This is a genomic window from Agrobacterium sp. P15N1-A (assembly GCF_044626815.1).
Classification (GTDB): Bacteria; Pseudomonadota; Alphaproteobacteria; order Rhizobiales; family Rhizobiaceae; genus Agrobacterium; species Agrobacterium leguminum.
Genome location: NZ_JBIUPF010000005.1, coordinates 84,732 through 109,277, shown reverse-complemented (window position 1 = coordinate 109,277; position 24,546 = coordinate 84,732). Strand labels below are relative to the sequence as shown.

The 24,546-nt window shown below is 59.9% G+C and carries 21 protein-coding genes; 11 read left to right on the top strand and 10 right to left on the bottom strand.

The window, feature by feature from the left end; genetic code table 11:
- Positions 1-16 precede the first annotated feature (16 nt).
- The 4 genes from ACIK7D_RS17910 to ACIK7D_RS17895 form a co-directional block, all read right to left on the bottom strand.
- A complete protein-coding gene (locus tag ACIK7D_RS17910; RefSeq protein WP_137454780.1) occupies positions 17-838 on the bottom strand; it encodes a sugar phosphate isomerase/epimerase in 822 nt (273 codons plus the stop codon).
- A gap of 27 nt (positions 839-865) precedes the next feature.
- Entirely contained in the window at positions 866-2,029 is a 1,164-nt protein-coding gene (locus ACIK7D_RS17905) for a dihydrodipicolinate synthase family protein (RefSeq protein WP_137454781.1), read from the bottom strand.
- 10 nt (positions 2,030-2,039) lie between these two features.
- The gene (locus tag ACIK7D_RS17900; RefSeq protein WP_065116516.1) at positions 2,040-3,182 is read right to left on the bottom strand and encodes a Gfo/Idh/MocA family protein; all 1,143 of its coding nucleotides are present in this window, start codon (positions 3,180-3,182) and stop codon (positions 2,040-2,042) included.
- 244 nt (positions 3,183-3,426) lie between these two features.
- Complete coding sequence (locus ACIK7D_RS17895; protein ID WP_110760058.1) at positions 3,427-4,125, bottom strand: TetR/AcrR family transcriptional regulator; 699 nt, start codon at positions 4,123-4,125, stop codon at positions 3,427-3,429.
- Positions 4,126-4,242: 117 nt separating this feature from the next.
- Here ACIK7D_RS17895 and ACIK7D_RS17890 point away from each other — a divergent pair, with 117 nt between their 5' ends.
- From ACIK7D_RS17890 to ACIK7D_RS17875, 4 genes are all read left to right on the top strand, one after another.
- Positions 4,243-5,532 carry an ABC transporter substrate-binding protein gene (locus ACIK7D_RS17890; protein WP_137454782.1) on the top strand — a complete coding sequence of 430 codons (1,290 nt, stop codon included), beginning with the start codon at positions 4,243-4,245 and terminating at the stop codon, positions 5,530-5,532.
- Positions 5,533-5,538: 6 nt separating this feature from the next.
- Complete coding sequence (locus ACIK7D_RS17885; protein WP_400156984.1) at positions 5,539-6,492, top strand: carbohydrate ABC transporter permease; 954 nt, start codon at positions 5,539-5,541, stop codon at positions 6,490-6,492.
- A complete protein-coding gene (locus tag ACIK7D_RS17880; RefSeq protein WP_400156983.1) occupies positions 6,485-7,360 on the top strand; it encodes a carbohydrate ABC transporter permease in 876 nt (291 codons plus the stop codon). Before ACIK7D_RS17885 ends, ACIK7D_RS17880 begins: the two co-directional genes overlap by 8 nt.
- A gap of 91 nt (positions 7,361-7,451) precedes the next feature.
- Positions 7,452-8,525, top strand: a complete 1,074-nt coding sequence (locus tag ACIK7D_RS17875; protein WP_080820833.1) for an ABC transporter ATP-binding protein — start codon at positions 7,452-7,454, stop codon at positions 8,523-8,525.
- Positions 8,526-8,696: 171 nt separating this feature from the next.
- On the opposite strand, the gene ACIK7D_RS17870 is transcribed toward ACIK7D_RS17875, so the two are convergent.
- Genes ACIK7D_RS17870 through ACIK7D_RS17855 form a run of 4 tightly spaced genes read right to left on the bottom strand, consistent with a single transcriptional unit; the run spans position 8,697 to position 13,429 of the window.
- Positions 8,697-9,485 carry a sugar phosphate isomerase/epimerase family protein gene (locus ACIK7D_RS17870; protein ID WP_400156982.1) on the bottom strand — a complete coding sequence of 263 codons (789 nt, stop codon included), beginning with the start codon at positions 9,483-9,485 and terminating at the stop codon, positions 8,697-8,699.
- Positions 9,482-10,498 carry a hydroxyacid dehydrogenase gene (locus ACIK7D_RS17865; RefSeq protein ID WP_400156981.1) on the bottom strand — a complete coding sequence of 339 codons (1,017 nt, stop codon included), beginning with the start codon at positions 10,496-10,498 and terminating at the stop codon, positions 9,482-9,484. The genes ACIK7D_RS17870 and ACIK7D_RS17865 overlap by 4 nt, the downstream gene beginning before the upstream one ends.
- The gene (locus ACIK7D_RS17860; RefSeq protein ID WP_400156980.1) at positions 10,495-12,372 is read right to left on the bottom strand and encodes a DUF2264 domain-containing protein; all 1,878 of its coding nucleotides are present in this window, start codon (positions 12,370-12,372) and stop codon (positions 10,495-10,497) included. The genes ACIK7D_RS17865 and ACIK7D_RS17860 overlap by 4 nt, the downstream gene beginning before the upstream one ends.
- Positions 12,365-13,429, bottom strand: a complete 1,065-nt coding sequence (locus tag ACIK7D_RS17855) for a LacI family DNA-binding transcriptional regulator (RefSeq protein ID WP_065656075.1) — start codon at positions 13,427-13,429, stop codon at positions 12,365-12,367. Before ACIK7D_RS17855 ends, ACIK7D_RS17860 begins: the two co-directional genes overlap by 8 nt.
- 112 nt (positions 13,430-13,541) lie before the next feature.
- On the opposite strand from ACIK7D_RS17855, the gene ACIK7D_RS17850 reads away from it, so the two are divergent.
- The 7 genes from ACIK7D_RS17850 to ACIK7D_RS17820 all read left to right on the top strand — a co-directional run bounded on the left by ACIK7D_RS17850 (position 13,542) and on the right by ACIK7D_RS17820 (position 21,803).
- The gene (locus ACIK7D_RS17850) at positions 13,542-14,849 is read left to right on the top strand and encodes an ABC transporter substrate-binding protein (protein ID WP_080854734.1); all 1,308 of its coding nucleotides are present in this window, start codon (positions 13,542-13,544) and stop codon (positions 14,847-14,849) included.
- A 183-nt stretch (positions 14,850-15,032) separates the two neighbouring features.
- Positions 15,033-15,962 (top strand): transcriptional regulator, encoded by a 930-nt coding sequence (locus ACIK7D_RS17845; RefSeq protein ID WP_065656073.1) that lies wholly within the window; start codon positions 15,033-15,035, stop codon positions 15,960-15,962.
- A gap of 123 nt (positions 15,963-16,085) precedes the next feature.
- Complete coding sequence (locus tag ACIK7D_RS17840; protein WP_137454790.1) at positions 16,086-17,597, top strand: alpha-N-arabinofuranosidase; 1,512 nt, start codon at positions 16,086-16,088, stop codon at positions 17,595-17,597.
- Between the two features lie 7 nt (positions 17,598-17,604).
- A complete protein-coding gene (locus ACIK7D_RS17835; RefSeq protein WP_400156979.1) occupies positions 17,605-18,678 on the top strand; it encodes an ABC transporter ATP-binding protein in 1,074 nt (357 codons plus the stop codon).
- Between the two features lie 73 nt (positions 18,679-18,751).
- The gene (locus tag ACIK7D_RS17830) at positions 18,752-20,026 is read left to right on the top strand and encodes an extracellular solute-binding protein (protein ID WP_400156978.1); all 1,275 of its coding nucleotides are present in this window, start codon (positions 18,752-18,754) and stop codon (positions 20,024-20,026) included.
- A 68-nt stretch (positions 20,027-20,094) separates the two neighbouring features.
- On the top strand, positions 20,095-20,979 hold the full coding sequence (locus ACIK7D_RS17825; protein WP_162936938.1) for a carbohydrate ABC transporter permease: 885 nt from the start codon (positions 20,095-20,097) through the stop codon (positions 20,977-20,979).
- Entirely contained in the window at positions 20,976-21,803 is an 828-nt protein-coding gene (locus tag ACIK7D_RS17820) for a carbohydrate ABC transporter permease (protein ID WP_400156977.1), read from the top strand. Before ACIK7D_RS17825 ends, ACIK7D_RS17820 begins: the two co-directional genes overlap by 4 nt.
- A 27-nt stretch (positions 21,804-21,830) precedes the next feature.
- On the opposite strand, the gene ACIK7D_RS17815 is transcribed toward ACIK7D_RS17820, so the two are convergent.
- Positions 21,831-23,222, bottom strand: a complete 1,392-nt coding sequence (locus tag ACIK7D_RS17815) for an amidohydrolase (RefSeq protein ID WP_400156976.1) — start codon at positions 23,220-23,222, stop codon at positions 21,831-21,833.
- Between the two features lie 9 nt (positions 23,223-23,231).
- A complete protein-coding gene (locus tag ACIK7D_RS17810) occupies positions 23,232-24,455 on the bottom strand; it encodes an MFS transporter (RefSeq protein WP_400156975.1) in 1,224 nt (407 codons plus the stop codon).
- Between the last annotated feature and the right edge of the window lie 91 nt (positions 24,456-24,546).

Here is a 24,546-nt window from a genome sequence, read left to right as displayed (position 1 = left end):
TCTCTCTCCCGGATAATCAACAAACAGTCTTGAAACGCTCGACCACGGTGGCGAGGACCTCGTCCATCGGGCGCGCCTGCCAGCGATGCGAAAAGATTTCCACTTCCTGCGGGCCGTGGAAGCCGGCGGCTTCGATCATGGCGCGAAATGCCTTGAGGTCAATCACGCCGTCGCCCATCATGCCGCGATCATTGAGGGGATCGGTGGTCGGCACCAGCCAGTCGCAGATATGGTGGGCGAGAATTTGCCCGTTCCTGCCGGCGCGCGCCACCTGCTCCTCCAGTTCCGGATCCCACCAGACATGGTAGACATCGATGGCGACACCGGTGCCGGCCCCCAGCCGGTCGCAGAGATCGAGCGACTGTTTCAGTGTGTTGAAGCAGGCTCGCTCGGCGGCGTAAAAGGGGTGAAGCGGTTCGATGGCCAGCGGCACGCCAGCGTCCCGTGCATAGGGCAGAAGTTCGGCCATGCCGTCCTCCACCATCTGCCGCGCGCCTTTCAGATCGCGGGAACCGGCGGGCAGGCCACCGACAACAAGCACAAGGCAATCGGCCTTCATGGCGGCCGCTTCATCGACGGCGCGTTTATTATCCTCGATGGCGCGGCGACGGCCTTCCGCATCGGGGGCGGGGAAAAAACCGCCCCGGCAATGGCCGCTGAGGCGCAGGCCATTCTGTTCGACAATGCGGGCGGCTTCCGCGAGCCCGACGCCGTGCACCTGTTCGCGCCAGGGCGAGATAGCGGTGATGCCGTGGGCAAGGCAGGCATCGACGATTGCGCCGAAGTCTCCGCCCTGACGCACGGTGGCGAAATTGATGGAAAGGCCCTCAAGGCTCATATCGATATCTCCCCTAGTTCTGCTGCCTCAGCCAATGCCCCGGACCGAAAGAAACGCCTTCATGCGGTGCGTTGCGAGATCGGGTTCGGCAAGCACATTGGCCTTGTCCGCCAGCCGGAAAAGCTCGGCGAAATGCTGCGTGGAGCGGGTGCTTTCCTGCCCGCCAACCATGGTGAAGTGGTCCTGCAATCCGTTGAGATAGGCGAGGAACACCACGCCAGTCTTGTAGAAGCGGGTCGGGGCCTTGAAGATATGGCGCGACAGCGCCACCGTCGGCTCCAGAATATCGAAGAACTCATTGTCCGCGCCGCGCTTCAGACTGGCGAGAGCCTTGGAGGCGGCCGGCGCAATGGCGTCGAAAATGCCGAGCAGAGCGTCAGAGTGTCCCTGTTCGTCGCCGGCGATCAGTTCAGCATAGTTGAAGTCGTCGCCGGTATACATGCGCACGCCTGCCGGCAGGCGACGGCGCATGACGATTTCCTTTTCCTTGGAAAGAAGCGAAATCTTGATGCCGTCGATCTTGTCGGCATTTTCCTCGATCATGGCAAGGCAGGTTTCCATGGCCTGCATGTGGTCACCGGAGCCCCAGTAACCCTCGAGAGCGGGATCGAACATCTCACCCAGCCAGTGGATCACCACTTTCTGCTCGGCGCGGGAAAGCACCCTGGCATAAGCCTTGAGATAATCATCCGGCGAGCGGGCAGCAGCGGCCAGCGCGCGGCTTGCCATAAGGATAACGCGCCCGCCTTCTCCCTGAACAAAATCAAGCTGTTCCAGATAAGAGTCGATAATCTGGTTTAGATCATAACCGTCACTATCGAGATGGTCTGTGCCCACGCCGCAGGCAATCAGCGCATCCTTGCGGCTGGCTGCTTCCTTTAGCGAACGGGAGATGAGTTCCTGGGCCTGCGGCCAAGCGAGCCCCATGCCGCGCTGCGCCGTATCCATGGCCTCGGCGACACCGAGGCCAAGGTCCCACAGGCGGTGACGGAAGCGCAGCGTCGCTTCCCAGTCGATGGCGGGGGTCAACCACGGGTCATTATCGGCAAACGGATCGGCCACCACATGGGCGGCGGCGAAAGCGACGCGGTTGAAATCCGCGGCACTTCGTTTTTCAACCGCGACGGGCGTGCCGGACAATTTGTAGACCTCGATACTACGGTCGTCCTTCGGTAGCTTGAGTTCGCTCAACATCGCCTCCTCAGGAAATAGCGGGAACGTCGAGCCAGCGGCGTTCCTTCCACGATCTCAGCCCCAGTTCGGCAAGCTGCACGCCCTTCACGCCTTCCATCAGCCCGTAGGGCCATGGGTCATTGTCCACCAGATGGCGCACGAACATTTCCCATTGCGCCTTGAAGCCGTTGTCATAGACGACATTGTCGGGCACTTCCTGCCAGGTCTTGTAGAAATCGATGGTCTGCGGCTGGTCGGGGTTCCACACCGGTTTCGGTGTATTGGTGCGGTGCTGGGTGAAGCATTTGGTCAGGCCTGCCACCGCCGAACCATGGGTGCCATCCACCTGGAAGGTGACGAGATCGTCGCGGCGCACCCGCACCGCCCATGAGGAATTGATGTGGGCGATGGCGCCGCCTTCCAGCTCAAAAGTGGCATAGGCCGCATCGTCCGCATCCGCCTTATAGGCTTTGCCCTGCTCATCGAAACGTTCCGGAATATGGGTGGCGCCGAGGCAGCTCACCGATTTCACCGGGCCGAACAGATTGTCGAGCACATACCGCCAGTGGCACAGCATATCGAGAATGATGCCGCCGCCATCCTTCAGGCGGTAGTTCCATGACGGGCGCTGCGCCGGCTGCCAGTCGCCCTCGAATACCCAGTAGCCGAACTCGCCGCGCACCGAGAGGATTTTGCCGAAAAATCCGCTGTCGCGCAGCATGGCGAGCTTGCGCAGGCCGGGCAGGAACAGCTTGTCCTGCACCACGCCATGCTTGATGCCGGCGCTTTCGGCGAGCCGGGCAATCGCCAGCGCCTCTTCCATGGTGTCGGAAATCGGCTTTTCGCAATAAACGTTCTTGCCGGCCTTGATGGCTTTCTCCAGCAGGCTGCCGCGCATCTGCGTCGTGCCGGCATCGAAGAACAGCGTATCGTCAGGGTTTGCAAGCGCCGCATCGATATCGGTCGTCCAGCGGGCGACATTATGCTTTTTCGCGATTTCCTCGATCTTTGCGCCGTTACGGCCGACCAGAATGGGGTCAAGCATGACCCTTTCGCCGTTCTTCAAAAGCACGCCGCCCTGATCGCGAATGGCGAGAACGGAGCGAACGAGATGCTGGTTGTAACCCATGCGGCCGGTGATGCCGTGCATGATGACGCCGATACGTTTCATGAATTTCCTCCCAAGGCGGCCTTTTCCCGAAAGCCGCTTCCGTCAAACATGGCAATTTGTAACCATTTGGTTATTTGTGGTCGTGAAGGATGCGATCTGTCAAGGTGTTTTTGGCGGACAAAATTCAAATTTCGAGAAAGGCCGACGTCTGGCTTCTTCACCGCGCCGCAAAAGAAAACGACGCGCTTCGCGGATGCGAAAGCGCGTCGTCGCTGTTGTTAAACGAGAATTCGGTTCCGCCGGCTCAGACTGGCCGCACTGCAGCAAGCAGTGTGTCGACGATGTGCTGGCCCCATCTTTCCAGTTCGGCAGGGTCGGTCAGGTCGCGCTGGAAGATCGTCGACAGCGTGAACCGGTTCGAAAGATAGAAGGCGCCGAGTGAAGCGATGGTCAGATAGACGTCTATCGGATCGAGGCCGTCGCGGAATTCGCCGGCGTCGCTGCCGCGCCGCAGCACCTCTTCCAGCTCCGAAATGAAATTCGAATGCATGGCGGCAATCGTCGGAGATTGCCTGAGATAGCGGGCTTTATTGAGGTTTTCGGTGGCGAGGATGCTCAGGAATTCGGGGTGATCGAGGAAATAGTGCCAGGTGAAAAGCGCAAGCTCCCGCAACCCCTCCGAAGGGGGCTTGCGGGTGAGGTCGAGCCGCCTTTCGGTGTGGCGAATATGGCGATAGGCATCTTCCAGAACGGCGAGATAAAGCGCATCCTTGTCGCCGAAATAATGGTAGATCATCCGCTTGTTGGTGCCGGCGCGGCGGGCGACGACATCGATTCGAGCCCCCGCCAGTCCCTTGGCGGCCACCTCGCGGCGGGCGGCTTCCAGGATGGCGGCACGGGTTCTTTCAGGGTTTCGCACCTGTGCGGTGGCGCGTTTGCGCTTGGGCGCAGGCGCTTTTTCCGAAGCCGGATCGAGTGGCTGGTTTTTTGTCGTTTCTTCCATTTCAGCACCCGCTTGACAATGTTTGCGATCAGTGTTCCCATGTAACCAATTAGTTATAAAACGGCAAGTGTCGTTTACGTTCATCATCAATTGGCAGTCAATAGGGAGGAGTTGCCAATGCCCATGATGCTTCACAGGAGAGGTGTGCTTTCAGCAGGGCTTGCGGCCCTGTCGCTTGCAACATTGGGAGGAGGGTCGGCGCAGGCGCAGGCCGCGCGCCTTCGCATGTTGTGGTGGGGGTCGCAGGAACGCGCCGATCGCACCAACAAGGCGATATCGGCCTACAAGCAGGTCAAGCCGGATCTCGATATTGCCGGTGAGTTTGCCGGCTGGAGTGATTACTGGCCGCGCCTTGCCACGCAGGTGGCGGGCCGCAACGCGCCTGACCTGATCCAGATGGATTATCGTTACATCTTCGAATATGGCCGTCGCGGCGCGCTTGCACCGCTCGATGAATATATCGGCAAGGGCCTGAAGATCGAAGATTTCGGCAAGATGAACATCGATTCCGGCCGGGTCGATGGCAAGCTTTACGGCATTAATCTCGGCGTCAATTCCAGCGCCGTTTTCTTCGATCAGGCGGCCTGGGAAAAATCCGGCGCGACGCCGCCATCCATCGGCCAGACCTGGGAAGAGTTTGCCGAAAACGCCGCCAAGCTCAGCAAGAACAAGCCGAAGCCCGGTTATTATGCCACGGCCGATGCCAGCGGCGTGGAGCCGAGCTTTGAGAACTGGCTGCGCCAGAACGGCAAATCGCTCTACACGCAGGATGGCGGTATCGGCTTTGATCCTGCTGATGCGACCAAGTGGTTCACCCTGTGGGCGGATCTGCGCAAGAGCGGCGCCTGTGTGCCGGCCGATGTGCAGGCACTCGACCAGCTCAATATCGAAACCAACCCGCTGACGACGGGCAAGGCGGCAACCGCATTCGCCCATTCCAACCAGTTCGTCGGTTATCAGAAGCTCAACAAGGCCAAGCTTGCCATAAGCTCCTATCCGAAGAGCACGAAGGATGGCCCTTCCGGCCACTATCTGAAACCTTCCATGCTCATCAGCGTCGCCAATGGCAGCGCCGGCATCGAGCAGGCGGTTGGGTTCATCAACTTCCTGGTCGCCGACCCGCAGGGCATCGATATTCTGGGCGTTGAACGCGGCGTTCCCGCTTCGGAATCCATGCGTAACGCGCTTACCCCCAAGCTCGATGAGGTCAGCAAGAGCATGGTGGAATATATCGCCGAGATTACCCCCGGCGTCGGCGATCTGCCGCCGGCGCCACCCCCGGGTGCAGGCGAGTTCGCCTTTGTCCTGAAACGCACGGCGGAGGAAGTTGGCTTCGGCAAGATTTCGCCTGAAGAGGGCGGTGACCGTCTCGTCAAGGAATCTGAAACCGTTATCAAACGGAAGTGATTGCGTATGGCATTTCGATCTGAAACTCTTGTGGGGGAGAGCCGTGGCGCGGCTCTCCCGAAGCGGGGCAGCGTGAAGCGGATATTCGACCGCAATATTCACGCCTACCTGTTTCTCCTGCCCTGGCTGATAGGCTTCTTCGGCCTCACGCTGGGCCCGGCGCTCGCGTCGCTTTACCTGTCTTTCACCAATTATGACCTGTTGCAGTCGCCGGACTGGGTGGGGGCGGCAAACTATGTGCGCATCGCCACCGATGATCCGAAATTTGCAGCGGCCATGCAGGTGACGTTTACCTATGTGCTGCTGTCGGTGCCGCTGAAGCTCCTCTTCGCCCTGCTGGTGGCGCTCGCCTTCAATCGCGGCATCAAGGGTTTGACGCTCTACCGGGCGATCTTCTATCTGCCGTCGCTGCTCGGTTCCAGCGTGGCCATTGCCGTGCTCTGGCGCCAGCTTTTCGCCTCTGACGGCCTCGTCAACATGATCCTGTGGCAGGCTTTCGGTTATGAAGGACCGAGCTGGATTTCCAATCCGGATTATTCGATCTACACGCTCGTCATCCTGTCCGTCTGGCAGTTCGGTTCGCCGATGATCATTTTCCTCGCGGGTCTGAGACAAATCCCGCAGGATATGTATGAAGCCGCCGAAATCGATGGTGCAAGCAAGGTGCGGCAGTTCTTCCGCATTACCCTGCCGCTCCTGACCCCGGTGATCTTCTTCAATGCCGTGATCCAGACGATCGATGCCTTCAAGGCCTTCACGCCCGCCTTCATCATCTCGGAAGGCACCGGCGGGCCGATCAACTCGACGCTGTTCTACACGCTCTACCTCTATCAGGAAGCCTTTGGTTTCTTCCGCATGGGCTATGCCTCGGCGCTTGCCTGGATTTTGGTGATCATCATCTCGCTGTTCACGGCCTTCTCGTTCCTCAGCGCGAAATACTGGGTGCATTACGATGACTGACGCTGTTACCGCTCCCCGGCCCGGACAAGGCCCGCAACGCACGCCGCTGAAATCGGTGATGCTCCACACCGCGCTGATCATTGCTTCCTTTGCGATGCTCTATCCGATCCTGTGGATGATTTCAGGTTCGTTCCGGCCGCAGGATGAGCTGTTCGGTTCTTCCTCGCTCATTCCCTCGTCGGTCGATATCGGCGGTTATATCCGCGGCTGGACCGGGCTGCAGGTGAGTTTCGGGCAGTTCTTCTGGAACTCCTTCTTCATCTCGGTTCTCGCCACCATCGGCAATGTGGTCGGCTGCTCGCTCGCCGCCTTCGCTTTCGCCCGGCTGCGCTTCGGTGGGCGCAATTTCTGGTTCGCGCTGATGCTCGGCACCCTGATGCTGCCCTATCACGTCGTGCTCATCCCGCAATATATCCTGTTTCTGGAAATGGGCTGGGTGAACACATCGCTGCCGCTGATCGTGCCGAAGTACCTCGCGACGGATGCCTTTTTCATCTTCCTGATGGTGCAGTTCTTCCGCGGTATCCCGCGTGAACTGGACGAGGCGGCCGTCATGGATGGCTGTTCGCCCTTCCGCATCTACTGGAAGATCATGTTGCCCCTGTCGCTGCCGGTGCTGGCGACGGCCGCCATCTTTTCCTTCATCTGGACCTGGGACGATTTCTTCGGTCCGCTGATCTATCTGAACGACATCAACACCTACACCGTGCAGCTCGGCCTCAGATCCTTCGTGGATTCCACCGGCAGCTCGGACTGGACGTCGCTTTTCGCCATGTCCAACCTGTCACTGGTGCCGGTCTTCCTGTTCTTCCTGTTTTTCCAGCGGCTGCTGATCGAAGGCATCGCCACGACGGGAATGAAACGCTGAACCGAGGAAAACGGACCGAGAACGCATTTTATAAGACCATCAACACTGTCGCGGCCGCCCTTGGCGCGGCGCGACAGTCGGGAGAAACAGCATGGCAAGCAGCATTACTCTGGAAAAAATCGTCAAGCGGTTCGGCGCTTTTCCGGTCGTTCACGGCATCGATCTGAAAATCGAACCGGGTGAATTCACCGTTTTTGTCGGCCCCTCGGGCTGTGGCAAATCCACGCTTCTGCGCATGATTGCCGGGCTGGAGGAAATCTCCGAAGGCGATCTTCGTATCGATGGCGAAAGGGTCAATGAAACCGCCGCCTCCAAGCGCGGCATCGCCATGGTCTTCCAGTCCTATGCGCTTTATCCGCATATGAGTGTCTACAAGAACCTCGCTTTCGGTCTGGAGACGGCAGGCTACAAGAAACCGGAAGTCCAGGCGCGGGTGCAGAAGGCCGCCGATATCCTGCAGATCGGCCCGCTTTTGCAGCGCAAGCCGAAGGCGCTTTCGGGCGGCCAGCGCCAGCGCGTCGCCATCGGCCGCGCCATCGTGCGCGAGCCGAAAATCTTCCTGTTCGATGAGCCTTTGTCCAACCTCGATGCGGAACTGCGCGTGCAGATGCGCGTCGAAATCGCCAAGCTGCACCAGACGCTCGGCAGCACCATGATCTATGTGACGCATGACCAAGTGGAAGCCATGACCATGGCCGACAAGATCGTCGTGCTGCGCGACGGCCGCATCATGCAGGTCGGCCGCCCGCTCGATCTCTACAACAACCCGGCCAACCAGTTCGTCGCCGGTTTCATTGGCTCGCCGAAGATGAATTTCCTCTCCGCCAAGGTGGCTTCAGGCGATAGTTCCAATCGCACCATCGAAGTCGCCGGCCAGCGCATCGTGCTGGAAAAACCGGTCGCCGCGCAGCAGGGCGAACCGCTCACCTTCGGCGTGCGCCCGGAACATGTGAACCCGCAGGCGCAATCTTCGCTCGGCGAAGCTTCGATCCAACTTGTGGAGCATCTCGGCGGTTCGACGGTGGTTTACACCAACACCCCGGACGGCCAACCGGCCACCGTGCTGCTGGACGGCCAGCGCCAGATCCGCATCGGCGAGACCATTCCCTTTGCTTTCGATCTTTCGAAGACGCATCTCTTCGGGGCGGATGGGCGGCGGATATGAAAACGAGTGGGTGAGCTGTCTCACCATAGGGGGCTAACGAAGTCCGCAAAGCTTGCGTTTGTCATCCTCGGGCTTGTCCAGAGGATTTACAACATATTGATTTTATTAAACATTATTAGATCACCGGCACAGGGCCGAGGATGACGTCGCGTGCGAGGTTGCAATCGTGCACTAGTCGGCCACTCTGTGGCCGGCGAGTATCTCGCTTAGCGTCACCGCATCTTCCGCAAACTGTCCGATGTCATCACCCCTGACGAATTCCAGCATCGCATAGGCCGGTTTCGTCCATTCGCTCTCCGGCAAAGCCTCAACGCACGCCCGCCAATACTCCGCGCGTTCGTGAAGCGGCAGGCGGCTGGCGTCGGTGAGCCACGCGAAGACATGCAGATGGCAGATGCGTGGGCCGAGTGCGGATATTTCCGTGAGTGCGTCCTCCAGCGGCAGACCGGGGGCGGGTTGCCAGTAGAAAAAGAGGTTGGGCATCGGCAAATCCTGCAAGAGTTGCAGTGCCGAGGGCAGGGTGTCCGTCAGTGAGTTGGGGTGATATTCGAGGCCGATTGTCATGCGGTAGTCGTGCGCCATGTGGGCGATTGTCGCCAGCGCTTTCGTTGCCGCGCGGCGTTCGTCAGGGGAGTAATCGGCAGATGGGCGTTTGCGGCTGCCGGGCCAGATGCGGATATGGCCGGCGCCGAGGGCCTTTGCCATTTCCAGCACGGCGGTCACATCTTCCGGCGCAAAATCCGGTGCAAAGATATAGGAGCCGTAAGAGGAGACGGAGAGGCCGGCTTCCGCCGTCCGCGCCGCCACACCCCTTGCATTTTCGAGATCGCCGGGCGGTACATGGATATCCGCACCCCATTCGATGGACCTGATGCCGTTTGCGGCGGCAAGCTCGATGACGGCCCGTGGCGACAGGGAGCGGAAGGTGACGGAGCAGAGGCCTGGCTCGAAAAATCTCATGCGATCAGTTCCAGATGTTCCGGCCGCACTTGCTGTTGCAGGGGTGCCGCGCGGCAGAAGCGTTCGATCTCGGCAATCGCCATGTCGCCGAGCCTTGCGCGTTCAAGGCCGGTGGCGCCGGCGATATGCGGCGTCAGGAACACGTTCGGCAGGCTGTAAAAGGGCGAATCCGGCGGCGGCACTTCCGGGTCGGTCACGTCGATGACGGCCTCGATGCGTCCGGTTTTCAGCTCGGCCAGAAGCGCGTCTTCATCCACCAGCGCGCCGCGCGCCGTATTGATCAGGGTCGCGCCATCCTTCATGCGGGCAAGCGCTGCCGCGCCGATCATATGCCGCGTCTGCGGCAGGGAGGGTGCATGTAGCGAAATGACATCGCTCACCGCCATCAGCTCCTCGAGCGAGACGAGACGTACACCGAGCTTTTCCGCCTCCGCAGGGCTTAGAAGCGGATCGAAAAGAATGAGGTTGAGATCGAAGGGCTGCAACAGATTGATGACGCGACGTCCGATGCGCGATGCGCCGACGATGCCGACCGTCAGGCCGAGATTGCCGATGGCCTGCGCCTGCAATCGCTCGACAGGGGCGCGGTCGCGATGCTCCAGATAAAGGCGTCGGAAGCCGAAGGTGCGCTTGCCGGCCAGCAGGATCATCGCCAGCGAAAATTCGGCGACCGGCTGCGCATTCGCCTCGGCGGCGCTGCACACGGTAACGCCACGATCGAACACCGCTTGCGACAGGAAATATTTGACCGTGCCGGCGGCATGGGAAATCAGCCTGAGGCGCGGCATCAGCGCCAGCTCCCGCGCGCCGATATCCGGACAGCCCCAGCCGGTCAGAAGAATATCCGTCCGCGCCAGATGCTCTTTCACTGCGGGATCGTGGAAATCGCAGATCCGCCCCGTATCAAGAATATCGACGCTCTGCGACAGCCTTTCGAGCGCCTGCGGTGTCAACACATGCTGGGTTCGCTCCGGGTCCATGGCAAGGCTGAGACGCGGAAGCGGGCTCGTCATTGCGGTTCTCCCCTTGCCGCCATGCTGCTGACCGGAACGCCCCGTTCCGCAAAGAGGCGGTCGAGCGTCTCCATATCCGGAAGTGCGGGGACCGTCGACAGCGCTGTTTCGCTTTCTGGCCCGGTCACCCCGGCAAAGACCGCGCAGGCAAGCAGGGTTTCGCCCGCCGGAATCTCGCCCCGCAGTTGCGGCACCGTGGTCTTGGCGTTGATGAGATTGGTGTTGGGCAGCGCCTTCAGCGCCACGCCGTGGCGGGTAACGCTCGAACCGAGATCGACAATGGCGGATATGTCCGTACCGCAATCGGCGGTCGCCCGGCCGGTCTCTTCGCGCACAACATCGCGGTCGCCATCGTTGCGGTTGATCGCGAAGCCGCCTTCAGTCACCGAAATGGCGCGGGCGGAGGCGATCCGGTGCACTCTGATATGCCAGCCGCCAGCCGCAACCAGCGTCGTTTCAACCGCCACATCCGGGAACGGCTTCCATGTCGCCCGCAGGCTTTCCCCGGCCAGCAGGACCTTCTCGTTGGTCTCGCGCACGCGGTAGTGCAGGCCGTCTTCGGAGAAGGCCAGCATATTGTCGAAACCGTTGGTCCTGAAACCGCGTTCGTCCACTTCGACGCCGAAACCGTAACGGGAGGAATAGGCGAATTTGGCATATTTCTCAGGTCCGCCGCGCATGGAGAGGTTTTCCTGCCCGCTGGAAAGCGCCGTGACATTGCCACTGGTCCGCATCATCACCATGCCGGGGTGAATGAGCGCCTTTGGTTTTGCCGATGTTTCAGGCTGCTTTTCCTCCGCCTGCCAGAAGGGGTGGCTTTCCGGAAGGGCGAGCGGCAGGAAGGCCTTGAAGGCCCAATAGGGCGAGCCTGCCGAATTATAGCTTTCCGACATGGTGAGCTGCGGATAGGCATAGCCGATGGAAAGCACGCCGTCGCGGTCGGCAATCGGCTTTTTCGCCCACCAGCGCAGATGTTGCAGATAAAGCCCCTTGATCTCGCCCCAGGGCAGCGCCTCCTCATCGGCAAAGGCAAGACCCGCCCAGAAGCCGCCGCAGGCAAAGCGGTAGGTCATGGAGCGGCCGAAGGCGAGCGTGCCGCCATCCTCATCGAACCAGCTGGCGAAATCGCCGGCGAAGAGCCGCGCCCGCTTCCGGTAGCGTGCGGCGTAGGCATCGTCAGGCTTGCTGAGTTTCGCGTAGATCAGGCCGTAAAAATGCATGGCGAAGGCGATGTAATGGTCGATGCGGCGGTAATTGCCATCGCGATACCAGCCGTCGGCGATATAGAATTCGTCCAGTTCCTTCTGGAATGTTTCGGTCAGGCTGCGGTCGAAATCGATGCCGAGATGATCCAGCGCCATATCGACCATCACCCGGAAAAACTTCCAGTTATTATCGGCGTAATTGCGCTCGCGCGCCGTCAGCAGATAGCGGCGCACATTGTCTTTCTGTGCGTCGGATAGCGGTTCCCACAGGTGCTGAGGCGCAAGCCGCAGCGCAAAACCGAGGGCGGCCAGTTCCACCAGCCGCTGATCCTTTTGGCGTACGTCGCCCCAATATTCGGGATGGGAAGGGTCGGTGCCGTTGGCAATTCCCCTTGCCAGAAGCGGCCAGTGGTCGAAATGATCGCCGCTCAGCGCAAGCGGTGCGATGCCCCAGAGCGGCCGGGCAAAACCCTCCAGATCGGCCGCCGCCCGGTCGAAATGCGCGGCGGTGCCGCTCAGCGTCACTCTTGCGCCGCCCGGGGAAAAATAGGGGAGAAGCGGCGCAAAACTGTCATCCAGCGCCCGCCGGACATCGGCGCGGCTTTTAAGCGGATTGCCGTGCAGCGGATTGAATCTGGCCATGGTGGGCTTATTCATGGTGTCATGCATCGCGTGCCGCCTTTCCTGTCTTTTTCGCCTTGCCGGCCGTCTGTCCTTCCACCAGCTGCACGCCGAGCTGCACCTGACGGGCATTGGCGGAAGGTTCCGTCAGCCGGCGGCGCATCAGCTCCACCGCCTCGCGGGCGATTTCTCGACGGTCGACGCGGATGGTGCTGAGACGGGGGGTGGAGAGTTCGGCAAAGGGCAGGTCGTCGAAGCCGATAATGGAAAGATCGTCCGGCACGGCGAGGCCAAGTTCCTGCGCGGCCCCCAGCGCCCCGAGCGCAATCGCGTCATTCATGCAGAAAATGCCGGTGAGTTCAGGGTTTTTGGCCAATAGCTGGCGAACCGCGTCGCCCGCCTGTCCGAAGCCGCTATCCGCCGTCGAAAGCAGAAACTCCTCATAGGTCGTTCCCTCTTCCTCAAGGATCGTGTGGCGGAAGCCGCGCATACGCTCCCTTATGGTGTGGCGATGATGCGGGCCGATATAGGCGACCTTGCGGTGACCGAGTTCCAGCAGCCGCCGCGCCGCCAGCGCGCCGCCGTAAAAATTGGAAGGCGAGACGCAATCCAGCATCATCGAGGGATCGGCGCTATTGACCAGAACCGGTTGCAGCACCCCCTGCGTGATGCGGTGGATGATTTCGTCCTCGGGGTCGAGGCCGATGGCGAGAAGGCCGTCCACCTCGCAGACCCGCTGGGTCAGCGCGTCATCCACCTGTTTCTGGTGCAAAAGCCGGATGTCGAGTTCGAAACCATCGGTCTGGGCAAGGCTGCGCAGCATGTCGAAAATATCGTGATAAAAAGCGCCGATATCGCCGGTCGCCCTTTCGGCCGACATGAGTGCGAGGATTTTCTTGCCCTCCAGCGGCACGCCGCCGGTCTGGTTCGCGACCGGTCGCAAAGGATAGCCAAGCTCCGCCGCCACCCCCAGAACCTTGGTCTGGATCGACGCGCTGATACCTTTCTCTCCCGCAAGAACGCGCGAGACGGTGCTGATGGAAACGCCGGCGCGCTGGGCGATATCCGACTGGCGCGGGCGGCTGATGTCGGGCGTATCGTTCATATCGTCTCCTGCGCTTGCAAAAAAATCTAATATGATGCAAATATTGCAAACAAAGAAAATTTGCAAGAATTTAAGTAGTCAGTGAAAAATTTGCAAAACGCGGGAGGAGCAGATGCAAACTATCGACAGACGTGGATTTTTGGTGACGGCGGCGCTGGCCGGTCTCGGCGTGGTCGGTCTTGGTGCAGTGGGGGGCGGTTTTCGCGCGGCCGCGGCTGAGACCCGGCTTCGCTGCGTATGGTGGGGATCGGCCGACCGCAGCAAGCGCACCAACGACGTGATCGCCCTTTACCAGAAGGCTAACCCGCAGACGGAAATCAGCGGCGAAATGATCGCCGGTTCCGACTATTGGACCAAGCTTGCGACATCGATGGCGGGGCGCAACGTCGCCGATATCTTCCAGCTCGAACCTTCCACCATTGCCGATTATTCCGGCCGTGGCGCCTGCATGGAACTGGACCAGTTCGTCGGCAAGTCGCTCGATCTTTCCACCTTCGGCAAAAGCGAGGTCGATCTCTGCCGCATCGATGGCAAGCTTTACGGCGTCGGCCTCGGGCTGAATTCCTTCTGCATGATGTACGATGCCGATACGCTGAAGGAAGCCGGCGTTTCCGTGCCGCAGGACCAGATCACCTGGAAGGCGCTCTCGGAACTGGCGCGCGATTTCAAGAAGAACGGCCCGGCAAAACGGAACTATTGGGCGGTGCCCTATGGCGCGCGTTATCATTATGTTTTCGATGTCTGGCTGCGCCAGCGCGGCAAGCTGCTGTTTCAGGACGGCACCATTGGCTTCAACAAGGAAGATGCGAAGGAATGGTTCGCCTATTGGGAGGATCTGCGCGAGAACAAGCTCTGCGTTTCCGCCGATATCCAGACGCGTGACGACAACACCATCGAATCCAACGCCCTGACGCTCGGCAATTCGGCTATCGGCTTTGCTTATTCCAACCAGCTTGTCGGTTATCAGAAGCTCAATAAACAAACGCTGTCCATCGGCATGTTGCCGGGCGAGGGGCCGGGCAAGCCGACCGGGCATTATTACCGGCCGGGCCTCATCTGGTCCATTTCGTCCACCTCGACCAATGCGGAAGCGGCGGCGAAATTCATCAACTTCTTCGTCAACGATCTGGAAGCCGGCAAGGTGCTCGGCGTCGAGCGTGGCGTGCCGCCGGCCAAGGTCGTGCGCGAGGCCCTGTTGCCAAGTCTCAACGAGACCGAGCGCAAGACGGTGGATTATATCGAAAGCCTGTCGGGCAAGCTCGATACCTATCCGGAACCCGCGCCGATCGGCGCCAACGAGTTCGACCGTGGCGTGATGCGCCCCATTGCCGATTCGCTCGCCTTCGGCCGCGCCAGCGTGGATGAAGCGGCGCAAAACCTCGTCGACACCGGCACGCGGACCCTGCGCAAGCGCGGCTGACGACGAAACGGGCACCGCCGCACGGTATCGAGACCGTGTGGCGGTGCTCTTTTTTGTGAAGTGACTGGGGTGGATGGCGCTTCACGCCTTTCAAAAGCGCCTGCGTGACAAACAGCACTGGACAAGTGCATGGCATTTAAGCCAGAAATTCTGATCTGGATCGATAAATCTGAAGATTAGAAAATGGCGCCCAATTTCCTCCTCGTTGATGCTGAAAAAGAATTCGATGTCCTGAAAGCGGCGGCGTCGCTGATCCGCGTGCAGATATTGAAGCTGCTGCATGAGGCGAGCGGCCTCAACGTCAACGAAATTGCGCAGAGACTGGAACTCCCCCAGTCCACCGTTTCCGCCGGCGTGGCCGTTCTCGAGGAAGCGGGGCTGCTGCGAACCGAAACGCGCAAGGCGCGCAAGGGCAACCAGAAAATCTGTTTCGCCACCTGCGACGAACTCATTGTTTCCTTCCGGAAACCCGAGGCGCCGGCTGCATCGAATTACATCGCGGTCGCCATGCCGCTCGGTCTTTACACCCAAAGTTCGGTAACCGCGCCCTGCGGCATCTGCTCGCCGGAGGGCATCATCGGCCTGCTCGATGTGCCCGATACATTCATGGATCCGGACCGCATGAAGGCGGCGCTGTTGTGGTTGACCTCCGGCTTCGTGGAATATCAATTTCCCAATAATGCCAAGATTCAAGGGCGGGAAGTCGAGGAAATCGAGTTTTCGATGGAGGTCAGCTCCGAAGTGCCGGGAACGCACAGCAACTGGCCGTCCGATATTACGCTATCCGTTAACGGCAGGGAAATCGGGGTCTGGACCTCGCCCGGCGACTTCGGCGACAAGCGCGGCGCGTTTACGCCGGACTGGTGGAAGCTCTCCGGTTCCCAATATGGCATGCTCAAGACCTGGCGCATCACCGCGCAGGGAACCTATGTCGACGGAACCCGGATTTCGGATGTGACGCTGGCGGATATCGATCTGACCAGCCACCGTTCCATCCGCTTGCGCATCGAGGTCAAGGCCGATGCAAAACATCCGGGCGGGCTGAATATATTTGGCCGCGGCTTCGGAAATTACGATCAGGACATCGTTCTGCGCCTGCGCACCGCGGGCTGACCCAGCCAATTTTCAAAAGTATGATTTTCGCGGTTGACAGGCGCGGATTCCCTCGGCAACTATATTATCAAATATGGTTTATATCATATTTTGAAATATAAATGCGCAGGGGAGGAGAGCCTTATGAAAGCGCGGGTTTCAGTCCACCGGGACTTCCGGATTGGGCGTATCGACGATCGTCTTTATTCCGCCTTCATCGAACATATGGGGCGTGCCATCTATGGCGGCATCTATGAGCCCGGCCATCCGCAGGCGGACGAAAACGGCTTCCGCAGGGACGTTCTGAAATTCGTGCAGGACCTGAAAATTCCGGCCATCCGTTATCCCGGCGGCAACTTCGTTTCGGCCTATCGCTGGGAAGACGGCATCGGGCCGCGCGACCAGCGCCCCATTCGTCTCGATCTCGCATGGCGCTCCAGGGAAACCAACCAGATCGGCATCAACGAATTCGCCGATTGGGCGCAGATGGCCGGCATCGAGATGATGCTCGCCGTCAATCTCGGTTCCCGTGGTCTGGATGATGCCCGTAATTTCCTCGAATATGTGAATTTTCCGGGCGGCACCACGCTCAGCGATCTGCGCCGCAGCCACGGCGCGGAAAAGCCCCACGGCGTGAAAATGTGGTGCCTCGGCAACGAGATGGACGGTCCCTGGCAGATCGGTCACAAGACGGCGGTGGAATATGGCCGTCTGGCCAATGAAACCGCCAAGGCCTTCAAGGGTTTCGATCCGACGATTGAAGCGATCGTCTGCGGCAGTTCCAATGACGGCATGCCGACCTATCCCGAATGGGAGCGCGAGGTGCTGGAGGAATGCTATGAGAATGTCGACCACATCTCGCTGCACAAATATTTCGGTAATAACAGCCGCGATACGCTGAATTATTTCGGCAAGATCGAGGAAACCGGGCGCTATATCCAGACCATCGCCGGCGTCATCGATTACGTGAAGGCCAAGAAGCGCGCCAAAAACGAGGTCTCCATCTGCTTCGACGAATGGAACGTCTGGTATCACATCCGCGAAGAAGACGGCAAACGCATCAAGAGTTGGGACTGGCCGGAAGCGCCGGCACTTCTGGAAGAGACCTATAATTTCGAGGACGCGCTTTTTGTCGCCGGCCTGCTCAATGAATTCATTCGCCGTTCGGACCGCGTGCGCATTGCCTGCATCGCCCAGCTCGTCAATGTCATCGCCCCCATCCGGGCGGAAAAGAACGGGCCGGCCTGGCGGCAGACGATCTATTATCCCTATCAGTTCGCCTCGCTTTATGGCCGTGGCGTCGCGCTGAACGTCGCCGTCGATTGCCCGACTTACGATTGCAACGCGGCCGATGACGTCAAATATCTCGATGTTGCCGGTGTTTATGACGAAGCGGAAGGCGTCGTGACACTATTCGTGCTCAATCGCCATCTGACAGAGGCGGCGGAGATCGATGTCAGCCTCACCGGCTATTCATCCGCCACTCTCAGCCTGCATCTTGCCATGGCGGGATATGATCTGCGCCTCGGCAACGGCCCGGATCAGCCGGACCGCGTCGTGCCCGTGCCGGGCAGCGGCGTCGCCGTGGAGGACGGGGCATTGAAGGGTTCGGTGCCTGCGCTGTCCTATCATGTGCTGCGGCTGAAGGTTCAGTGAGGCGGCCATGGGTGTCCGTCTCAACAATGTCGCCAAGTCCTTCGGATCCTTCGCGGCGATCCGGGATGTTTCGATGGAAATTCCAGCCGGTAGCTTCGCGGTCTTCGTGGGGCCTTCCGGCTGCGGAAAATCCACCCTGTTGCGCATGATCGCCGGCCTTGAGGAAACCAGCGGCGGGCGCATCGCCATCGATGAGCGTGATGTCACCGCGGTCGAACCGGCGGATCGCGGCGTTGCGATGGTGTTCCAGAACTATGCGCTCTATCCGCATCTGACGGTGTTCGAGAACATGGCGTTCAGCCTGCGTCTTGCCCGCCGGCCGAAGGCGGAGGTGACGGAGAGGGTGGGCGAGGCCGCGCGCATCCTCCAGCTTGAGGAGCATCTTCACAAACGGCCCTCGCAGCTTTCCGGCGGCCAGAGGCAGCGCGTGGCCATCGGCCGCGCCATTGTGCGGCAGCCGAAGGTATTCCTGTTCGATGAGCCGCTGTCCAATCTGGATGCCGAACTGCGTGTGCAGATGCGGCTGGAACTGACCCGGCTTCACCGCAAGCTGGGCGCGACGATGATCTATGTCACGCATGACCAGGTGGAGGCCATGACGCTTGCGGACAGGATTTTCGTGCTGAAGGGTGGCATCGTGCAGCAGGCGGGTGCGCCGCTCACCCTTTACGACGATCCGGACAACCGCTTCGTGGCCGGGTTTATCGGATCGCCCGCGATGAACTTCCTGCGGGCAGATATCGTCTCCCAGAGGGATGGCATCGTGACGCTCGCGCCCGAGGGCGGGGCGGGGCATCTCAGGGCCGGGCTTGCCCAGTCCGTTTCCCCCGGCCAGCGGGTCGAAATCGGAATTCGGCCGGAGCATCTGACGATTACGGAAGAGGGCGCGCTGCCGGTCGTCGTCGAGGTCGCGGAGGAGCTAGGCGATCTTTCCTACCTCTATACCCGCACCGGAGCCGGGAAAGAAATCATCGTGCAGCGGCAGGGCACGCGGGAAAGGCTGGATGGCCGGTCGGTATCGCTTACCGCCTCGCCCGACCATGTCCTTGTCTTCGACGATGACGGCAGACGGTTGCGATAGGCGCGAGGAGGCGTCTTTCGAAACAGCAAACCATCCCTCGACGGGATGTTCGATCAAACGGGAGGAGTGAACGATGCGACTGATCAAGACATTGCTTGTTGGTGCGGCTCTGGGTCTCAGCGCCCTGCCGGCTCTCGCGAAGCAGGATATCATCTGGTGGGACTTTCTGTCGGGCGGTGACGGCGTGCGCATGAAGGCGTTGATCGATGCCTTCAACAAGGAGCACCCGGACATCCAGATCAAGGGAACGACGCTCGAATGGGGCGTGCCCTTTTATACCAAGGTGCGCACGGCTTCCGCCGTGGGTGAGGGGCCGGATGTCATGACCTATCACCTGTCACGCGCGCCGCTCGGCCTTGAAGAAAAAGTGCTGAGCGAAATCACCGAAAAGGATCTCGAGGATGCGGGGCTGAAGACCGGAGACTTCTTCAGCGCACCCGTGGAAGCGGCCACCCAGAACGGCAAACTCTACGCCGTGCCGTTCGATATCCATGCGCTTGTCCTTTATTACAACGCCGATCTTCTCAAAGGCTCGCCCTATCTCGATGCCGAGGGCAAGCTGACCGGCATCAAGACGATCGAGGATTTCGAGAAGGCGCTGGCCTGGGCGAAGGACAATGGGGTGCAGACGCCGATCACCTATCAATCGGGTGGCGAAGGCGGGGTGTGGCGCGTCTTTTATACGCTGCTGTCGCAACAGGGCGGCGAACTCGTCACCGAAAAGGAGGTTCTCGCCGGCGACAATGCCGAAAAGGCGGCAAAGGCCATCGAGACCATGTCCAGATGGCGGGAAAACGGCTGGGCCCCGGAACAGGCGGAATATGAAGCCTCGGTGGCGCTGTTTTCCGCCGGCAAATCCGCGTTCCAGCTGAACGGCGTCTGGGAAGTTCCGACCTACAAGGATCTGGAAAAGAACGGCAAGCTCGGCTTCAAATGGAGTGCGGTGGAAGTGCCGCCACTCATGGGCAAGCGCGCCACCTGGGCGGATTCCCATGCCTTCGCCATTCCGAATGAAGGCGACAAGACGGTCTCCGGCGAAAAACGCGCCGCCGTGATGAAGGTGATCGGCTGGATGGAAAAACACGCCATCAGCTGGGCCGATGCCGGGCATATTCCGGCTTACAAGTCCATCACCGAAAGCAGCGAATACAAGGCGATGCAGCCGAATGCCACCTATGCCTCGCTGGCGGAAGCGGCGGTGTTCGATCCGAAGACCACCATAACCGGGGTCGCTTCGCCCGCCTATGATGCCGCTCTCAACGTCATCGCCCCTGCCATTCAGGGTTTCATGAGCAGCACCGACGCTGTGGAGCAGATCAAGGATGAGTTGCAGGGCAAGCTCAGGTAATCGGCAGCCTGCCCTCCGGTTTTAGGCCGGAGGGCAGAGTGCAATGCGCAAGCTCCCGGAGACATTCCATGGCTATGATTGAAAACCGGCGCAAGAAATCGCTGATCGCGCTGTCGATGGTGACGCCGTTCGTTCTGGTCTTCACCACCTTCTTTCTTTATCCGCTGATAGAGATGGTGCGCATCAGCTTCACCGATGCGCCGCTGATCGGTGAGGGAAACTGGGTCGGCCTGGAGAATTACGCGAAACTGCTGGGCGACCGCCTGTTCGTCACCTCGCTCAAGAACAACGGCTATTTTGTGCTTTTGACCGTCATACCGACAACGGTCATCGCCCTGATGATCGCGCTGGCCGTCAGCCGCCTCTCGGGCGTGAAGCAGACGATTGCCATGAGCCTGTTTTTCCTGCCCTATGTACTGCCGGTTTCGGTCGTCACCGAAATCTGGGCGTGGATGCTCGATCTGCAGTTCGGCATTCTCCAGCCGGTCATATCGCTGCTGGCGGGCAAACCCGTCGCCGTTTTCAAGAACCCCTACTGGGTCATGCCGATGGTTGCCGTCGTCACCATCTGGTGGACGAACGGCTTCAATGTGCTGCTCTTCATTGCCGGATTGCGGAACATACCAGCCGAGCTTTATGAGGCGGCGGCTCTGGATGGCGCGACAACCTGGCAGCGCTTCCGCCGCGTCACCTGGCCGCTTCTGTGGCCGGTCACTGCGCTGGTGCTGACGCTGCAACTGATCCTGCAACTGAAGATATTCGATCAGATCTATCTCTTAAGCGGCGGCGGGCCGTTCAATTCCAGCTTCGTGCTGCTCCTCAAGGTCTATCGCGAGGCCTTCCAGATGAACAATGGCGGTTATGCATCTGCCGTAGCGACGGTGCTTTTCCTGCTGATCGTCATCGTTTCCGTTTTCCAGTTCCAGCTGCTGCGCATCCGGAGGAATTCATGAGCCCGATGAGAAAACTCGAGAACCTGGTTCTGACGCTGCTGACTTTTTCGGCGGCCCTCGTCTGGATTTTTCCGCTCTACTGGAGCTTCGTCACCTCGCTTCGCGCCGATGAGAACGTTGCCGGCAACATGTCGCTTTTGCCGGACGAGTTTCGCCTCGGCGCTTATTTCAATGCGATATTCAATACCCAGCTGATGACCTGGTATGTGAACTCCATCGGCACAGCCGTCATCGTCACCATCTCGGTGCTGTTCATTTCCATGCTCTGCGCCTATGCGCTGTCGCAGATACGCTTTCCCGGCAGGCGGCTGCTTTATGGCATCGTGCTGGCAAGCTTCATGGTGCCGGCGCAAACGCTGGTCGTCACCCAGTTCATCCTGATGAAGAACCTCAACCTCATCAACACCTGGGCGGGCATCATCCTGCCGCAGTTGATCACGCCCATCGTCATCATCGTCTACAAGCAGTTTTTCGACAGCGTGCCGAAGGAGATGCGCGAAGCGGTGGTGCTGGATGGCGGTGGCGAATATACGATCCTGTTCCGGGTCTATCTGCCGCTCAACTGGGGCATCACGACCGCCATGGCAATCGTGACCTTCATTACGGTATGGAACGCCTTCTTCTGGCCCTTCCTCGTGGTCACCTCCGAAAACATGATGACGATCCCGGTCGGCATCACCCAGGTCAACGACGCTTTCGGTGTCGCCTATGCGCGGCTGATGGCCGTCGCCATGCTGGCGGCCCTGCCGGTCATCGTCGCCTATGTCATCTTCCAGCGACGCGTGACGGAGGCGATCATGATTTCGTCGGGTGTGAAGGGGTAAGGGCGGCCGAAACGCCGCCCCTGCACCTCAGCGCAGGCGCTGCGGCGTCGCATCCGCTGGTATCAGCGGCACATAGCTTTCGCCGTTCAACTGCTCGCGATGCTCGGCTTTCGCCGCGGCGATCATTGCCGGATCGAGCATCGCTTGCACGGCGGAGGCGGCCATGACCTTGCCGGCCTGCAACATCCCCTTGTGAGCGTAACCCGAGGTTCCCTGCGCCACCATCTGCCAGGTGTGGGGCGGTGTGCCATAGGCCTCGGTCGCCACATAGACCTGACCGGTCGGCACCAGCCAGCTGACATCGCCGACATCGGTTGAACCGTGCAGGAAGGTTGGCTCTTCCTGAAAACCGTTCAGGTCTTCCGAAAGGACCTTGCCGCGTCTGGCGATGCGGGTCTGCACTTCGGCCGAGAAGGTCTTTTGAATGGATCCGGCAAAATCCTTCTCGCTGTTGGAGAAGGCGGCAACGCCGATCTTTTCGAATTCCCGATGCATCATCCGGGCGAGCGTCACATTCGGCACGAGATCGGCCGATGCCGCGTCGAAGGTGATCTGCAGCTCGGTTCCAGTCATCAGCGCCGCGCCGCGCGCGACATCCTTGACCCGTTCGGTGATGTCGCGGACCTGATCCATTCTGGGCGCCCGGACCTTGTAGAGCACCTGCGCCTGCGCCTGCACCACATTGGGCGCCCGCCCGCCCGTGTCGGTGATGGCATAGTGGATGCGGCCGTCCTGAATGATATGCTCACGCAGGTAGTTACAGCCAACATTGGTCAGCTCGACCGCATCGAGCGCCGAGCGGCCAAGATGCGGCTCGAACCCGGCATGGGCGCTGGTGCCGCGAAAGGTGAAATAGAGCTGGTTGGTGGCCAGCATACGCGCATTGTAAGCGAGGTTTTCGTCCCATGGATGCCAAGTGAAGGCGACGTCCACATCGGCAAACAGGCCTTCGCGGGCCATATAGGCCTTGCCGCCGCCGCCTTCTTCGGCCGGGCAGCCGTAATAGCGGATCGTGCCTTCAAGCTTCAGTTCGTCCTTGCAGGCCTTGAGCGCGAGGATTGCCGCAAGCGCGCCAGTGCCGAGAAGATTATGGCCGCAGCCATGGCCGTTTCCACCCTCGGTGATCGGCGTGTGGCTGGCGACACCACTTTCCTGGCTAAGGCCGGTCAAGGCATCGAACTCACCGAGAATGGCCACGACGGGGTGGCCTTCGCCATAGCTGGCGACGAAGGCGGTTTCGATATTGCCGGCATTGCGGGTGACGGCGAAGCTCGCTTTTTCCAGCTCGTCCGCCAGCAGGGCCGCCGACTTTGTTTCCTCGTAACGGATTTCGGCGAAAGACCAGATGGCATCCGCCACGGATTTCAGATTATCCGCATGGGTGGCGACGGTGCGCTCGATGATGTCGATATAAGTCATGGTCTTCCTTCAGGCGGTCTGTTCAACGGTTTTGTTGCCGTGAATGGCAGGGAAAGTGGCGGCGATGGCGCAGACGATCACGGCGCAGCCGACGATCACCGCAAAGGCGATGCCGTAATTCTGTCCGGTGGCGGAAAGCACGGCGCCGATGAGCATTGGCGAGGCGAACGAGCCAAGCTGTGCCAGCGAATTGATGAGGCCGGTGGCCGTGCCGATCGAATTCTGCGGAAAGTGTTTCATGATGCTGACGAAGACACTGATCGAGATGGCGTTGAGAAACACGTTCGAGACCGACAGATAGGCAAAGGCCAGCGGAATGGATTGCGCGTTGGCCATCAGATAGATGAAGATCGCCGACACGGCAGCGCCGATGCAGATGAGGTATTTTTCCTTCTGGTGGAAAAAGCGGTCCAGCAGCCAGCCGCAGGTGAGGAAGGAGACAAAACCGAGCGCTGGCGGGATCATGGAATATGCGCCCATTTCCACCATGCTCATGCCCTTGACCTTTACCCAGTAGGAAGGCAGCCAGGATTGCAGGCCCCAGAAGACGATGTTGGTGAAGAAATAGACCGAGGCGATCTTCCAGGTCAGCGTATTTTTCAGCAATCCGGCGATGCGTTGCTTTTCGGAAACCCTAGGGCCGGCGTCTCGTGCCGCCAGCGTCTGCGAGCGCGGCTTCATGACGGTGTAGAGCGCAATTGACAGAATGACGCCGACCGACCCCAGAACGAAGAACATGATGCGCCAGCTATAGAACGAAATCAGAGTGGTGATGACGATGGCGCCGAGCGCGAAGCCGACGGAGGCGCCCGATTGCAGCACCGATTTGGCGCGGGCCATCTGGGTTTTCTCGAAATTTTCGGTGATCGCGACCGATCCTCCGGCCGGGAAAATCGCTTCCCCCGAACCCGTGATCGCCCGCGCGGCGGCCAGTCCAACCGCACTGGTGACGACGCCGGAGGCGACCGTGCCTAACGACCAGACGGCCACCGCCGAACTCAATACCCGGCGCGAACCGAAGCGATCGACAAGATAGCCGCCAACCAGTTGTGTCATCGAATAGGCGAGGAAAAAGGAGCTGATGATCATGCCCTGATGATCGGTGCCAAGGCCGAATTCCTCGCTGATCGGAATGATCGCATAGTTGATTGCGGTCTTGTCCAGAAAGCCGACGACCCAGCAGACGAACAGCATTCCAATGATAATATGGCGGCGTTTTATCGCAGAAAGCATTTTAGTGGTCCCCATTATTTTTGATTTTTAAGTTTGTGTCACCGTCACGGAAAATTCATATGTTGAAAGCGCCATAAAAATATGAAACTTA

Excerpts from the sequence above, each read along its gene's own strand:
- ACIK7D_RS17810 (WP_400156975.1), bottom strand. The coding sequence starts at position 24,455 with ATGCTTTCTGCGATAAAACGCCGCCATATTATCATTGGAATGCTGTTC.
- ACIK7D_RS17815 (WP_400156976.1), bottom strand. The coding sequence starts at position 23,222 with ATGACTTATATCGACATCATCGAGCGCACCGTCGCCACCCATGCGGAT.
- ACIK7D_RS17880 (WP_400156983.1), top strand. The coding sequence starts at position 6,485 with ATGACTGACGCTGTTACCGCTCCCCGGCCCGGACAAGGCCCGCAACGC.
- ACIK7D_RS17885 (WP_400156984.1), top strand. The coding sequence starts at position 5,539 with ATGGCATTTCGATCTGAAACTCTTGTGGGGGAGAGCCGTGGCGCGGCT.
- ACIK7D_RS17875 (WP_080820833.1), top strand. The coding sequence starts at position 7,452 with ATGGCAAGCAGCATTACTCTGGAAAAAATCGTCAAGCGGTTCGGCGCT.
- ACIK7D_RS17900 (WP_065116516.1), bottom strand. The coding sequence starts at position 3,182 with ATGAAACGTATCGGCGTCATCATGCACGGCATCACCGGCCGCATGGGT.
- ACIK7D_RS17850 (WP_080854734.1), top strand. The coding sequence starts at position 13,542 with ATGCAAACTATCGACAGACGTGGATTTTTGGTGACGGCGGCGCTGGCC.
- ACIK7D_RS17820 (WP_400156977.1), top strand. The coding sequence starts at position 20,976 with ATGAGCCCGATGAGAAAACTCGAGAACCTGGTTCTGACGCTGCTGACT.
- ACIK7D_RS17840 (WP_137454790.1), top strand. The coding sequence starts at position 16,086 with ATGAAAGCGCGGGTTTCAGTCCACCGGGACTTCCGGATTGGGCGTATC.
- ACIK7D_RS17870 (WP_400156982.1), bottom strand. The coding sequence starts at position 9,485 with ATGAGATTTTTCGAGCCAGGCCTCTGCTCCGTCACCTTCCGCTCCCTG.
- ACIK7D_RS17910 (WP_137454780.1), bottom strand. The coding sequence starts at position 838 with ATGAGCCTTGAGGGCCTTTCCATCAATTTCGCCACCGTGCGTCAGGGC.
- ACIK7D_RS17860 (WP_400156980.1), bottom strand. The coding sequence starts at position 12,372 with ATGCATGACACCATGAATAAGCCCACCATGGCCAGATTCAATCCGCTG.
- ACIK7D_RS17825 (WP_162936938.1), top strand. The coding sequence starts at position 20,095 with ATGGCTATGATTGAAAACCGGCGCAAGAAATCGCTGATCGCGCTGTCG.
- ACIK7D_RS17895 (WP_110760058.1), bottom strand. The coding sequence starts at position 4,125 with ATGGAAGAAACGACAAAAAACCAGCCACTCGATCCGGCTTCGGAAAAA.
- ACIK7D_RS17835 (WP_400156979.1), top strand. The coding sequence starts at position 17,605 with ATGGGTGTCCGTCTCAACAATGTCGCCAAGTCCTTCGGATCCTTCGCG.
- ACIK7D_RS17845 (WP_065656073.1), top strand. The coding sequence starts at position 15,033 with ATGGCGCCCAATTTCCTCCTCGTTGATGCTGAAAAAGAATTCGATGTC.
- ACIK7D_RS17830 (WP_400156978.1), top strand. The coding sequence starts at position 18,752 with ATGCGACTGATCAAGACATTGCTTGTTGGTGCGGCTCTGGGTCTCAGC.
- ACIK7D_RS17865 (WP_400156981.1), bottom strand. The coding sequence starts at position 10,498 with ATGACGAGCCCGCTTCCGCGTCTCAGCCTTGCCATGGACCCGGAGCGA.
- ACIK7D_RS17855 (WP_065656075.1), bottom strand. The coding sequence starts at position 13,429 with ATGAACGATACGCCCGACATCAGCCGCCCGCGCCAGTCGGATATCGCC.
- ACIK7D_RS17890 (WP_137454782.1), top strand. The coding sequence starts at position 4,243 with ATGCCCATGATGCTTCACAGGAGAGGTGTGCTTTCAGCAGGGCTTGCG.